At 72.6% G+C, this 13,315-nt stretch carries 9 protein-coding genes; 2 read left to right on the forward strand and 7 right to left on the reverse strand.

Features of this window, described 5'->3' with window-relative positions:
* Positions 1-9 precede the first annotated feature (9 nt).
* The 6 genes from AB0F56_RS17515 to AB0F56_RS17540 all read right to left on the reverse strand — a co-directional run bounded on the left by AB0F56_RS17515 (position 10) and on the right by AB0F56_RS17540 (position 8,777).
* Complete coding sequence (locus AB0F56_RS17515; RefSeq protein WP_362010011.1) at positions 10-1,455, reverse strand: serine hydroxymethyltransferase; 1,446 nt, start codon at positions 1,453-1,455, stop codon at positions 10-12.
* The gene (locus tag AB0F56_RS17520) at positions 1,448-4,621 is read right to left on the reverse strand and encodes an amino acid adenylation domain-containing protein (protein ID WP_362010014.1); all 3,174 of its coding nucleotides are present in this window, start codon (positions 4,619-4,621) and stop codon (positions 1,448-1,450) included. The genes AB0F56_RS17515 and AB0F56_RS17520 overlap by 8 nt, the downstream gene beginning before the upstream one ends.
* Positions 4,622-4,858: 237 nt before the next feature.
* Positions 4,859-5,971, reverse strand: a complete 1,113-nt coding sequence (locus tag AB0F56_RS17525) for an aminotransferase class I/II-fold pyridoxal phosphate-dependent enzyme (protein ID WP_362010016.1) — start codon at positions 5,969-5,971, stop codon at positions 4,859-4,861.
* Positions 5,968-6,897, reverse strand: coding sequence for a diaminopimelate epimerase (dapF, locus tag AB0F56_RS17530; RefSeq protein ID WP_362010019.1), 930 nt, complete (start codon positions 6,895-6,897; stop codon positions 5,968-5,970). The genes AB0F56_RS17525 and dapF overlap by 4 nt, the downstream gene beginning before the upstream one ends.
* 74 nt (positions 6,898-6,971) lie before the next feature.
* Positions 6,972-7,658 (reverse strand): 2OG-Fe dioxygenase family protein, encoded by a 687-nt coding sequence (locus AB0F56_RS17535; RefSeq protein ID WP_362010022.1) that lies wholly within the window; start codon positions 7,656-7,658, stop codon positions 6,972-6,974.
* A gap of 75 nt (positions 7,659-7,733) precedes the next feature.
* A complete protein-coding gene (locus AB0F56_RS17540) occupies positions 7,734-8,777 on the reverse strand; it encodes an iron-containing redox enzyme family protein (RefSeq protein ID WP_362010024.1) in 1,044 nt (347 codons plus the stop codon).
* A 235-nt stretch (positions 8,778-9,012) separates the two neighbouring features.
* On the opposite strand from AB0F56_RS17540, the gene AB0F56_RS17545 reads away from it, so the two are divergent.
* Positions 9,013-9,726 (forward strand): hypothetical protein, encoded by a 714-nt coding sequence (locus AB0F56_RS17545; RefSeq protein WP_362010027.1) that lies wholly within the window; start codon positions 9,013-9,015, stop codon positions 9,724-9,726.
* A 125-nt stretch (positions 9,727-9,851) separates the two neighbouring features.
* Positions 9,852-10,538 (forward strand): class E sortase, encoded by a 687-nt coding sequence (locus AB0F56_RS17550; RefSeq protein ID WP_362010030.1) that lies wholly within the window; start codon positions 9,852-9,854, stop codon positions 10,536-10,538.
* 7 nt (positions 10,539-10,545) lie between these two features.
* Here AB0F56_RS17550 and AB0F56_RS17555 read toward each other — a convergent pair whose 3' ends face one another.
* Complete coding sequence (locus AB0F56_RS17555) at positions 10,546-13,302, reverse strand: fumarate reductase/succinate dehydrogenase flavoprotein subunit (protein WP_362010033.1); 2,757 nt, start codon at positions 13,300-13,302, stop codon at positions 10,546-10,548.
* Positions 13,303-13,315 lie beyond the last annotated feature (13 nt).

Consider the following 13,315-nt stretch of genomic DNA (forward strand, 5'->3'; position numbering starts at 1 on the left):
GGTTCCGGCTCAAGACCTCTCACCTGGCTCGCGGTCGGCGGCGCCGGCCGGGGGGAGCCCGGCGCCGAAGGGCAGGGGGTGGGTGCGGCACAGGGCGGCCACCTCGGCCTTGACCCGGTCCCGGACCTCGGGGTCCGTCTGGAACTCGGTGTCGCTCAGCACGGTCGTGGCGCCGAGCACCTCGTGCAGCAGCCGGGCGCAGGTCCGCATCTCGTCGGGCCCCATGCCCCGCTGCGCCAGCACGTTCGTGCCGAGCCGCAGCCCGCTGGCGACCAGCGGGGCCTTGGTGTCCTTGGGGATGCGGTTGCGGTTGGTGAGGATCCCGCACTCCTCCAGGGCACGTTCCGCGACCACCCCGGTGACGCCCCGGTCGAAGATGTCGAGCAGCACCATGTGGTTCTCCGTGCCGCCGGTCAGGACCCGGTAGCCGAACTCGTCCAGGGCGTCGGCGAGCGCCGCCGCGTCGTCCCGGACGAGCCGCATCGTCTCCCGGAACGCCGGCTCGGTGACGAGCTTGAGCGCGTGCGCCTTGGCCGCGATCCCGGCCGGGCTCGGCGTGCCCTGCGACTGCGGGAAGACCGCCCGCTGCATCAGCCGGGCGAGCGGGGTACGGCGGGCGTCAGGACCCGCCGTACGGTGCTCCGCGCCGATCAGGATCAGCCCGCCGCGCGGCCCGCCCAGCTGCTTGTAGGTGCTGGTCGTGGTGACGTGCGCCAGGTCGATGGGGCTGGGGTGCTCCCCGGCCGCCACCAGGCCCGCGATGTGCGAGATGTCGGCCACCAGGTACGCCCCGACGGAGTCCGCGATCGCCCGGAACCGGGCGAAGTCCAGGGTCCGCGGATAGGCGCTGGCCCCCGCGATGAGCACCTGGGGTCGGTGGGCCAGGGCCAGCTCGGCCACCTGCTCGTAGTCGATGAACCCCTTGTAGTCCAGGCCGTAGTGCACGGCCCGGTAGTGGTGACCGGTCACCGAGGCGGCCGAACCGTGCGTGAGGTGGCCGCCGGAGTCCAGGTCGAGGGCGAGCAGGGCGCCGCCCGGCGGCAGCAGCGCCGCCAGGACGGCCTGGTTGGCCGAGGAGCACGAGTGCGGCTGCACATTGGCGTACTGCGCGCCGAAGGCCTGCCGGGCCCGCGACACCGCCAGCCGCTCCACGCCGTCGAACCGCGCCGCGCCCGGGTGGTAGCGGGCCCCCGGGTAGCCCTCCGCCGTCACGTTCGACAGGGCGGCCCCGCCCGTGGCCAGCACGGCCGGGTTCGCGGCGCTGGCCGAGGCCACCATCGCCAGGGTCATGGCCTGCTCCTCCACCTCGCGGTCGAGGAGGAGGGCCAGCTCGGGGTCGGAGCCGCTGAGCAGCTCCGCCCCCTGGCGCAGCAGCAGATCCTGCGCGGAGCCGGGCAGGGCGCCCGTCACCGGCGGTCGCGGGGGCGGGAGCGCCGCCCCTGGAGCCTCAGGCACGCGAACCCGCCTTGGCCTCCACCAGCGCGTCGATGGCACCGGCGACCGTGGCGACCGAGGCACCGCCGTACAGCAGACGGACGTTGACCTTGACCCCGAAGTGCTTGTTGAGCCGGCTCACCACCCGCATCGCCTGGAGCGAGTTGCCGCCCAGTTCGAAGAAGTTGCCCTCGGCGCTGATCTGCTGCGCCGCGAGGACGGCGCCGAACACCTCGGCCACCTTCTCCTCGGTCGCGGTCACCGGCGCGACGAAGCTCGCCGTACCGTCGCCCGAACCGGAGACCGGAGCGGGCAGCTTGGCCCGGTCGATCTTGCGCGCCGCGGTCAGCGGGAACTCGGTCAGCTCCACCCAGGCCGTCGGCACCATGTACTCCGGCATGGTGCGGCCCAGGTGCTCACGGAGCTCGGCCACCGTCGGCGCGCTGTCGCCGAGGACCGTGTAGTACGCGACGAGCTGCTTCTCCCCGTAGTCCTCGCGCAGCAGGACCAGGGCCATCCGGACCTTGGGGTGCGTCAGCAGACCGGACTCGATCTCGCCGAGCTCGATCCGCAGCCCGCGCAGCTTCACCTGGTTGTCGAGCCGCCCGATGAAGTCGATCTGCAGATCGCGGGTCCAGCGCACCAGGTCACCGGTGCGGTACACCCGGCCCTCGCCGAGGAACGGGTCGGGCACGAACTTCTCGTCCGTCATCTCCGGCAGGTTGAGGTAGCCGCGCGCCAGACCCTCGTCACCGCCGATCAGCAGCTCGCCCGGGACACCGACCGGCACCAGGTTGAACTCCTTGTCGACGACGTAGTGCAGGCGGCTGAACTCCGGCCGGCCGATGGGCGGCGAGGACTGCCACTCCTTGTGCTCGCAGAGGTACTCGGTCGTCGCCACCGACGCCTCGGTGGGGCCGTAGAGGTTCACGAACTTCCGGCCCGGCAGGTTCCACTTGTTGACCAGCTCGGCCGGCAGGGCCTCCGCGCCGCCCATGATGTACTTCAGATCCGGGTACGGACCCGCCTCTACGACCGAGAGGATCGCCGGCGACAGACCCGCGTAGGTCACCCGCTGGTCGCGCATCAGACCGCCGAGCGCCTCGGGGGACGAGGCGTCCTCCGGCGCCACCAGGACCAGGGCCGAGCCGCTGATCAGACCGGCGAAGATCTCGCCCTGGGACATGTCGAAGGTCAGCGCGGGCAGCTGCAGCAGCCGGTCCTCGTGCGTCCACTCGCCGAAGGTGCGCCGGTACGCCTCGATGAACATCCGCAGGCCGCGCTGCTCGATCATCACGCCCTTCGGACGCCCGGTCGAGCCCGAGGTGTAGAGGATGTACACGAGGGAGGTCGGCTCGGCCCACTCCTCCAGCGGCTCGTCGTCCGGCAGCGCCTCGATGGCCGCCCAGTCGGCGTCGATCCGGACGCTCTCCCAGCCGCAGGAGTCCGGCAGGTCGCCGAGCGAGCCCTCCCGGGTGATCACCAGCGGGCTCTTGGTGTCCCGCAGCATGTGGTCCAGGCGGGCGTTCGGGTGCGAGGGGTCGATGATCGTGTACGCCGCGCCGGACACCATGACACCCAGGATCGCCACCAGGGCGTCCAGGTCACGGTCCATCGCGATCGCGACGACCTCCTCCTGGCGCACGCCCCGGGACCGGATGTACCGGGCGAGCTTGTCGGCCCGGCGCATCAGCTCGCCGTACGTCATCTCCACGCCCCGGCAGACCAGCGCGACCAGCTCCGGGTTCTCCTTCGCGATCCGGGCGATCGTCGCGTGCACCGGCTCCGTCGGGTAGTCGAAGTCCGCGCCGCGCCCCACGTCGAGCAGCTCGCGGCGCTCCTCCGCGGAGAGCAGCGGCAGCTCCGAGACCGGGGTCTCGGGGGCGTCCGAGGCCGCGTCGAGCACGGTCCGGAAGTGGCCGATCATGGCCTCGACGCGCCAGCGGTCGTACAGGTCGGTGGCGAACTCGACGATCAGACGCAGCCGTTCGGCGCCCTCGACGAAGCTGAAGGAGAGGTCGAAGCGCGAGCGGGAGGTCGCCAGGGTGATCGACTCGGACGTCAGGCCCGACAGCTCAAGGGCGTCACCGGTGGCCGCCTCGCCGAGGAGCTGGCAGGCGATCTGGAAGAGCGGGTTGCGCCCCGCGTCGCGGGTCGTCTGCACCCGGTCCACGACGTGGTCGAACGGCACGTCCTGGTTGTCGTACATGTCGAGGTTGGCGTCGGCGATGCGCTCCAGGAGCTCGGCGAAGGTGACCCCGCCGGACAGGTCGCAGCGCAGCACGGTCATGTTGATGAACAGGCCGACGACGTCCTCGAGTTCGGGGTCGGTGCGGCCGAGCATGGGCACGCCGAGCGCGATGTCGTCCTGCCCGCTGTAGCGGCTCAGTACGACGTTCAGCGCGGCGGCCACCACCATGTAGAGCGACGCGCCCTGCTCGTGCGCCAACGTCCGGGCCTTGGCGAGGAGTTCGGCCGGGAAGTCGACGACGAAGGTCTCGCCGTTCTGGGTGGGCTCGGCCGGGCGGAGCCGGTCGGCGGGCAGTTCGAGCGCTTCGAGGCCCGACAGCCGCTCCTCCCAGAACTTCAGCTCCTCCTCCCAGACCCCGTCGGCCCGCTGCTTGCGCTGGCGCTTGATGTGGTCGTGGTAGCCGATCGACAGCTCGGGCAGCGAGGGCTCCCGGCCGGCGGCGAGGTCCGCGTACGCCTGGGAGATCTCCCGGCTGACCACACCGCCGGACCAGCCGTCGGTGATGATGTGGTGGAAGCTGAGGCCGAGCACGTGGTGGTCGGCGGCGAGCCGGAACAGCTGGAACCGGGAGATCGGCCCCGCCGCCAGGTCGAACGGCGTGTCCGCCTCCACCTGCAGCTCCTTGCGCAGGGTCTCCTCGGCCTCCTCGGGCGCCAGACCGGAGAGGTCCCGGAGGGGTAGCGGCCGGTCCTCGGCCGGCGAGACGACCTGGTACGGCACGCCGTCCGCCGCGTGGAAGGTCACCCGGAGCTGCTCGTGCCGCTTCACCAGGAGGTTGAGCGCGCCTTCGAGGGCGGCCGTGTCGAGCGGGCCGCGCAGCCGGTAGGCGATCGGGACGTTGTACGTGGTCTCCCCGGGGCTCATCTGGTCCAGGAACCACAACTGCTCCTGTCCGAAGGACAGTTGGATACGCGACTCGGCGGTGTGGTTGCTCATCGTCACAGAACTCCATTTCGGGGCATGGCGAAGCAGGGCAGGGCGGAGCGAGGGGTGGGGCGCGAGGGCTACGGCACGGCAGGGCGCGGCGGGGCGGCGCGGGTCCGACGCCCGGGCAGCGCATCGTCCTGGGTGGCGCGGAAGGGAGCGCCCGAGCCATTGGCTGGGGCTGCTTGAGGTGGTGCCTGACGGGCCGGGGCGGCGGCTCCCAGGATTGGGGGCCGGGGCCCCGGCGGGTCAGCGTCCGGGTGCCGGGGTCGAGCCGGCCGGGGGAGTAGGCGGTCTGAGGACCCGCTCCACGCGGCTCAGTCCCTCCGCCACGGCCTCGGGCGAGCGCGCGAAGCAGATCCGGAAGCCGTCACTGGCGCCGAGCGTCTCGCCGGGCATCAGCAGCACGCCCAGGTCGAGCGCGCGGCGGCACATCGTCAGCGGCTCCTCCCCGGTGGTGAGCCAGAGCCAGGCGAACGGGGTGTCCTCCGGCTCCACGAGCGTCACCGCGTCCGCGTTGCGGCGGGCGAACTCCCGTACGAGGTCAAGGCCTTGGCGGGTGAGCTCGTGGTAGTTGCGCAGGTGGTCCGAACGGTGCGCCAGGACGTCGCAGGCCAGCGTCTCGCACAGAACCGAGTTGGAGATGGTGGACAGGAACTTGCGGCGGGCGCAGCGCTCCACGACGGCCTGCGGGCCGTACAGCCAGCCGACCCGCAGGCCGGGGAAGCCGTACACCTTCGACAGGCTCGACACGGAGATCACCCGGTCCGAGCCCACGGCCGCGGAGGACGAGAGGTCGAGCGCGTACTCCTCGTCCAGGAGCAGGTGGGCGTCCGTCCGCTCCGCCAGGTCGACCAGCGCGCGCAGGTCCTTCTCCGCGATGCGCCGACCGGTCGGATTGCACGGGCTGTTGGCGACGATCAGCCGCACGTCCGGCCCGGCCACCGCCTCGGCGGCCTCGACGTCGAAGCTGAGATCCGGCCGGAAGCCCACGAGGTCGACCGTGGACCCCAGCTCGGGCGGCACGTCCCAGGACTGCTGCCAGCCCGGCCGGAAGGCGATCACCCGCGAGCCCGGTTCGAGCAGCGCCGCGTACACCAGATACAGCGCCTGCTGCGCGCCCTGCGTGATCAGGACCTGGTCGGCCGCACCGCCGTACAGTCCGGCGACCGCCTCACGCAGCGGGCGGACGCCCCGGTCGTGGCCGTAGTCCAGCTCCAGACCGGGCGGCACCGAGAGGGCGTCGAGGCGCCCCGGAACCATGTTGCTGTCGCCCAGGTCGATGTCGAAGCGCCCGGCGGCGTCCTCGAAGACCCAGCGCTGGATGGGGTAGTCGCGCGAGCGCGACGGGGAGACGGTCATCGCGCGGCCCCCGGGGACACCGGCGCGGTCTCCCGCGCCGTCCGGTCGAGCCGTGCGCGCAGCGCGGGCGCGAAGGAGCCGGCGGCCACCTGCTCGGCGTCGCCGGTCAAGGTGACCCGGCCGTCCTCGGCGACGGTGATCTCCACCGCGCCCCCGGGCATCCTGACCTCCACCCGGGCCTCGCAGAGCCCGAGTTCGCGGGCCACGGAGACCGCGGCGCAGGCACTGGCGCCCGACGCCGTCACATACCCGGCACCCCGCTCGTAGACCTCGATCTCCATCACCGACCGGCTCACCATCCGCATGAACTGGACGTTCGTGCGCTGCGGGAACCGTGCGTGCCCGGCGACGGCAGGACCGAGCCGGCGCGCCAGCTCCGCCGTCGGCTCGTCCACCGGCACCACCGTGTGCGGGTTGCCGTTGTAGACACAGCTGACGGTCAGCTTCTCGCCGTCCACCGTCAGCGGAACGCCCACCGCCCGGCCGTCCAACGGGGTCGTCCCGTCCTCCTGGAGCAGCCGCACATCGGCGGCGTCGAAGCTGGGGCGCCCCATGCCGACCGCCACGCGGCCCGCGGCCAGGTCGACGACCCGCGCCGAGGACTCGCCGGCGCCGGTACGGAGCGTGAACTCCCGCCCGTCGGCCCAGGCCGCCGGCTCCTGGCCGGCGAGGTGGAGCGCGAACATCCGCAGCCCGTTGCCGCTCCGGCCGCAGTCGGAACCGTCGGAGTTGTACAGGTCGAGCACCACCGGGACGCCGGGTCTCGGCGGCTCCAGCGGCCCGTGGAGGACACCGTCCGCCCCGATCCCCAGGTGCCGGTCGCAGATCAGCCGGATCGCCTCACGGGTCACGGGGATGTCGGTCTGGCGGGGGTCGATCACGACGTAGTCGTTGCCTGCTGCCTGGTACTTGTAGAAGTCGATCACGGATGATCTCCCTTGGCTGCTGGGCGCGGCGCCGCTCCGAGGCGTGGTGCCCCGCCCCGGAGCGGCGCCCCAGGTCACTGCTCGGCGAGCGCGGCGTTGTCGTGCTCTTCGCCGTACCACTTCTCCGCCCACCGCGAGAACGCGATGATGACGATGTCCCGGTGGCCCGGGCCGCCGTCGCCGGAGAGCACGTCGGTGACGTCGTGGGCCAGCGCGCGGTCGTCAAGGAGGACCGCCTGCCCGGGCTGCAGCGTGCCGGTCCAGAACGGCTCGTCGGCCCCCGGGTTCCACAGCCGGGTCTGACCGCCGCCGACGTTCACCTTGTTGAGGACCGCGATCATCACGAACTCGTGCCCGTCGTGGTGCACGCCCTCCGGGGTGAGCGGGCCCGGCTTGCCGCCGTCCGCCTTGGTCCGGTTCTGGTGGACGTTGATCTGCCAGTCCTCGGACCGGTCGAGGCCGAGCTCGCGGACGCCGTGCTCGATGAGCGGTGTGAAGTCGACCTTGATCGGCTCGTAGACGCGGCGGATGCCGCCGCCGACCGAGTTGAACTTCTTGTACGTGGTGTAGTCCCGGTGCGCGAGCCGCTCGAACGACCACGCGTCCTCGCCCTGCGGGCGGAGGCGGTACTGCGAGAAGCGCTTGAAGCGGGTGCCGTGTCCCATGTACTCGTCGACCGGGCAGTCGTCGTAGCTGGGCAGGACGTCGGCCGAGACTTCCGGCAGGTCGATGATGGTGAACCGTTCGCTGCCGAGGGGCATGGTCTCTCCTCCAGAAGGTGGGGTGGCGACGAAGACGGACGTCGGGCGGTGGCGCAGGACGCCGGTCGTCGGACGTCAGGCGGCGACGGAAGGCATGCGCTCGTCCAGATACGCGGCAGAGGAGTTGAGCCGCCAGAGGATCCCGCGGGCGATGGCACGCCGCATGTCCGCGGACTCGGCGGCGGGCAGCACCACGTTGTGGAACCAGCCCTGCGCGTGCTGGGAGTCGATGGTGATGTGCAGCTTGTGGTAGGTGATCCCGACCTCGGGCAGCCCGAGCCGCTCCCAGGCGTGTACGACCTGCACGAACCGGTCGGGGGCCATCCACTCGGTCATCCCGAGGAAGCCCACGGCCTCCGGGTACAGGGTGCGGTGGCGGCACAGCATGACCGCGAGGTTGCCGTTGAGCAGCGAGGTGGCGGTGAGCGAGCGGGCGAGCTCGTCCTCCGAGATCTCGAAGACCTCGTAGATCTTGTTGAAGAGGTGGGTGTGGACCTCCTCGGGCTTGCCGTTGCCCATCTCGTCCCAGAAGTTGGCGGCGATCTCCAACTTGGCGGCGCCGGCCGTGCCCACCTGCATCATGGCGAGCAGGTCGTCGAAGCGGCCGTCCACGACCGACTCCTGCATCACGTAGTTACGGAGGTCGGCCTCCGTGGCCGTGTTGCGGATGAACTCGTGGTAGTACGGGTGCTTGTACACCCGGTGGTTCTTCGCCGTGTTCTTGAGCCAGGTCAGGTACTCCCGGGGCTCCGTGGGCGCCTCTTCGAGCAGACCCGGCTCGATCAGCAGGTCCTGGGCGGCCGCCGTGGCGGTCTCCAGGAGCCGGGCTATCTCGTAGACGACGACCGAGCCCTCGGCGCTCTGCTGCCCGGGGATCTTCGTGTACAACTGGTAGATCCTGTCGAGCAGATACTGCTGCGCGTACAGGGCGCCACTGTCCCCGGCGGCAGCGGCGGCGTTGATGTCGGCCACCTCGCCCAGGACCTGGATCCGCTCGCCGCCCGACAGGGCGTCCACCTTCTCGGGCGCGGAGCCGAGCCATGCGCACACCCTGTCCACAGTGGACAGGAACGGGTCACCGGAGACATTCAGACCCTTGGAGCCGCCGACTTCTGGCATGTGTTTCCCCTTGGATTCACTGGACGAATCAGATTCTCGACATGTGGTCCGCGCACCACCGCCGCGGCGAAGTCGTGCCTCACGGCGGCCACCGGGGCGGCGGGCGTTGCCATTCTGCAAGGGGCCCGCTGGACGTCCTGTGTACGTGCTCTGTACGACCCCCGACGCCGCTCGCGACTAGGCTGACGTTGCCCTTGGGCAGCCCTGACACGTGGTGACGGAGGTGATGGCGGTGATGGGTGGGAGCGCGGAGGCATCCCTCACGTACGGACGGCTGAAGGTCGAGCGGGACGACCTCGGCCCGGCCGACTGGCTGACCGAACGGCGCGCCGGATTCGGGGAGTTCGCCACCGTCGGCGGAGTCGCCGCACCCGGGTTCGCGGCGTACGCGCGGGTCCTGCACCCCGCGGCCCTCGACGAGCGCCCGGTGCGCTGGGAGACCGTCGCCGCCGCCTACGGGCGGCGGGTCGGAGCGCTGACGGACTGGTACGAGGTGATCGGCGCCGAACGGTTCTACCAGAACGCGCAGGAGTACGGCCTGCCCGGGGTGTGGGACGAGCACGCCGCCGAAGGGCCCACGCCGGCCGAGGTCGCCGAGGCCCTGATCCCCGTACTGACCCGGCACACGGCCACCCCGGAAGCGTGCTGGTTCGGGCTCTGGGACGGCTACGGCCGCCGGGAGTGGCACCGGACGCCCACCTTCCGCACCCCGGAGCGGGACGAGATCCTGCTCTCCGGACCGCTGTCCGACGTGCTCTCCGTCGACGCGGAGGAGCCGTTCGCCGAGCTCCCCGATCTGTGGTGGCCGCGGGACCGGGCCTGGTGCGTGGGCGGGGACGTCGACCTGGTCAGCACGTACGTGTGCGGCTCGGAGGAGCTGATCGCCGAGCTGCTTGCCGCGCCTGGCCTGGAGGCGCACCGGGTGGCGGCCGGGGACCGCGTCGGCTGATCGCCTGGGGGCGCCGGGGTGCCAGGCGGTCGGGATTAGGCCATCCTGGGGACATGGGTGCCCAGGGTGGTGGGACCCTCCGTCGGGGTCTGAGGAGAGGCCGGGGCGCACGCCGCGTCCCGGCCGTGTCCGTTGCCTCGGTCGCGGTCGTCGCCGCCCTCTGGGGCTGTACGGGCACACCGACCGCGCAGGACAACGCCCCGGCGCCCTCGGTCACGGTCTCCGAGACCGGCCCCGCGCCCACGGCCCCGCCCCCGCCCGCGCCCGCTCCGACGTCGTCGGAGCCGCCTTCGCCGCGGCAGCCCGTCCCCGCCGAGATATCCATCCCGTCCATCGGCGTCGACGGCCTCGACGTCGTGCCGTACCAGGGCACCACCGACGACCGGGCGGGCACCCGGATCCAGGACCGCGGCGTGGCCGCCAGCCCCCACGGCGCGCGCGGGGGCGTCGGACCGGGGGAGATCGGCAACTACCTGGTGACCGCCCACCGGCTCTCGGCCGGCGGGGCCCTGCGCGAGCTGCCCGCCGTCAAGGTGGGGGACGTCGTGCACGTCACCGCCGCCGGCACCGTGTACACGTACACGATCGTCGAGACCCGGAGCACGTCCTTCCGCTCGGACCGCTCCCTCGCCGAGCAGCGGGCGGCCGTGCCGGGCGAGCCGGGCGAGAAGCCCACCAAGGCCATGATCACGCTCTCCACCTGCGCGACTCCCGAGGACAACGCGGCGGGCAACTTCTGGCGGGACTCCAACGGCAACCCCGAGCACCGCATCGACAAGATCGGCGTCCTGACCGCGGAGCGGCCCGCGTAGGGAGTGGTCAGGACAGGCCCCGCGCCGCGTGGGCGCGGACGTCCGCGTCGGGGTCGGTGGTGGCCGTGGTGAGGGCGGTGCGGGCGTCCGGGGCGGTGCGGTGGGGGTGGAGCGAGAGGACGGCGGCCTTGCGGACGTCCGCGTTCGGGTCGGCCACGGCCTTGGCCAGCGCGGGGACGGCCAGCTCGGCCGGGGCCGCGCGGAGAGCGGTCGCCGCGCCCGCCCGTACCTGCCAGGCGGGGTCGGCGAGCGCGGCCACGGCGGGCTCGGCGTACGCGGGCGGGCAGCCGGTGACGGCGAGCGCGGCCAGGGCGGCACCCCGAACGAGCGGGTCCGGGTCGGCCAGGAGCGGGCGCAGCGGCGCGGGCTCCGGGGTCCGTACGGCGGCGAGGCCACGCGCCACGGCGACCCGGACCTCGCGCGCCGGGTCGGCGGCGGCGACCGCGAGCTCCGCGACGGCGTCCACCGAGACGAGGGCGCGGACGGCGTGGACGCGGACGTCGAGGTCGGCGTCGGCCAGCGCGCCGGCGTACAGGGCGGCGCCGCCGAGCCGGAGGGCGCGCAGCACCTCCAGCGCGGCGGACCGGACGACCGGGTCGGACCCGGCCAGGGCATCCCGCAGCCCCGTACCCAACTCGGCCTCCGCGGGCAGCACTTCGACCAGCTCCCGCAGGGCGGCGGCCGCGGCGTGCCGGACCTGGGGCGCGGCGTCCCGCAGTCGCCCGGCGAGCGCGGGCCCGGCGCCGGCCGGCACGGTCTCCCCGAGCGCGACCACGGCGGCGGTCCGCACGGCCGGGTCGGGGTCGGCGAGGTACGGGCGGAGTGCGTCCAGGTCGGGGGCCTCCTCGGCGAGGGTGAGGAGGCGCAGGAGGGCGGGGTTCGTCCCGTCCGAAGGCGTGGGGGAGACCGGGGACGGGGTCGCGGCCGCCACGGTCCGCGCGGTCGCCGCCGGAGGCGCGTCCCGGCGGCCCGCCGTCGCCGTCGGGACCAGCTCCACCTCACCCAGCCACCGCTCGGGGCCCTGCTCCGGGGTGAACTCCGGGACCGGGACGACGTACGGCTCGATCGGGCGGGCCGTGAACTCCATCGCTCCGGAAGGGGACTTGCGCAGGTCGATGTGGTGCAGCCAGTCCGTGTCGTCCCGCTTGGGGTGGTCGAGGCGCTCGTGGTAGAGCCCCCAGCGGGACTCGGTCCGCGCCAGCGAGGCCCGGGCCGCCATCTCCGCGCAGTCCCGGATGAACGACACCTCCGCGCACCGCATCAACTCGTGCGCGGTGTGCGCCCCGAGACCCTCGATCTCCGCCGACATCCGGGTGAACGCCTCCACCGCGAGCGACAGCTTCGCGCCGGTCTTCGGCGGTGCCACGTAGTCGTTCACGAACCGGCGCAGCTTGTACTCCACCTGCGGCTGCGGCGGCCCGTCGGGGTTGCGCAGCGGCCGGTAGACCAGCTCGTGGGCGGCGGCGAGCTGCTCGTGCGGCAACTCCCCTTCGTACGCCCGGTACTGGGCCGCGTCCTCGCCGGCCAGGTCACCGAAGACGAACGCCCCGATCATGTAGTTGTGCGGTACGCACGCCAGGTCACCGGCCGCGTAGAGGCGGTCCACGGTGGTGCGGGCGTGCGCGTCGACCCGTACCCCCGAGGCGGAGTGACCGCCGCACAGCCCGATCTCGGAGATGTGCATCTCGATGTCGTGGGTGCGGTAGTCGTGCCCCCGGCCCTGGTGGAAGGTCCCGCGCGTGGGGCGTTCCGTCGTGTGCAGGATCGACTCGACGGCGCCGATCGTCTCCTCGGGCAGATGGCTGAGTTTCAGGTACACCGGCCCCCGGTCCGAGGCGAGTTCGTTCGCGAACTCGGCCATCATCTGCCCGGACCAGTAGTCCGACTCCACGAAGCGCTCGCCGTGCCGGTTCACCTGGTACCCGCCGAACGGGTTCGCCACGTACGCGCAGGCGGGCCCGTTGTAGTCCTTGATCAGCGGGTTGACCTGGAAGCACTCGATGCCGGTCAGCGCGGCGCCCGCGTGGTACGCCATGGCGTAGCCGTCGCCCGCGTTGGTGGGGTTCTCGTACGTCCCGTAGAGATACCCGGACGCGGGCAGGCCGAGCCGGCCGCAGGCGCCCGTCGCCAGGATCACCGCGCCGGCCCGCACGGTGACGAACGCGCCGGTACGGGTGTGGAACCCGGCCGCCCCGATGGCCCGCCCGTCGTCCGGGTGCGTGAGCACGCGCACCGGCATGATCCGGTTCTCGATCCGGATCCGCTCCCGCATCTCGCGGCGCCGCAGCTGCCGGTACAGGACCTTCTTGACGTCCTTGCCCTCCGGCATCGGCAGCACGTACGAACCGGAGCGGTGCACCTGCCGGACCGCGTACTCGCCGTGCTCGTCCTTCTCGAACTTCACCCCGTACGACTCGAGTCGCTGGACCATCGCGAAGCCGCGGGTCGCGGTCTGCCGGACGGTGGACTGGTCGACGATGCCGTCGTTGGCGCGGGTGATCTCGGCGACGTAGTCGTCGGGTTCGGCACGGCCCGGGACGACGGCGTTGTTGACCCCGTCCATGCCCATGGCGAGGGCGCCGGAGTGCCGGACGTGCGCCTTCTCCAGGAGGAGGACGTTCGCGCCGCGCCCGGCGGCCGTCAGCGCGGCCATGGTGCCGGCCGTGCCGCCGCCGATGACGAGGACGTCGCAGCTCAGCTCGGTCGCGTCGGCGAGGTCGGGGACGGTGAGGGCGGGTGCGGCGGCGGCCGGGGGAGTCTCCACGGGGTGCCTTTCG

It is taken from the genome of Streptomyces sp. NPDC026092, assembly GCF_040638605.1.
In the GTDB taxonomy this organism is placed as follows: domain Bacteria; phylum Actinomycetota; class Actinomycetes; order Streptomycetales; family Streptomycetaceae; genus Streptomyces.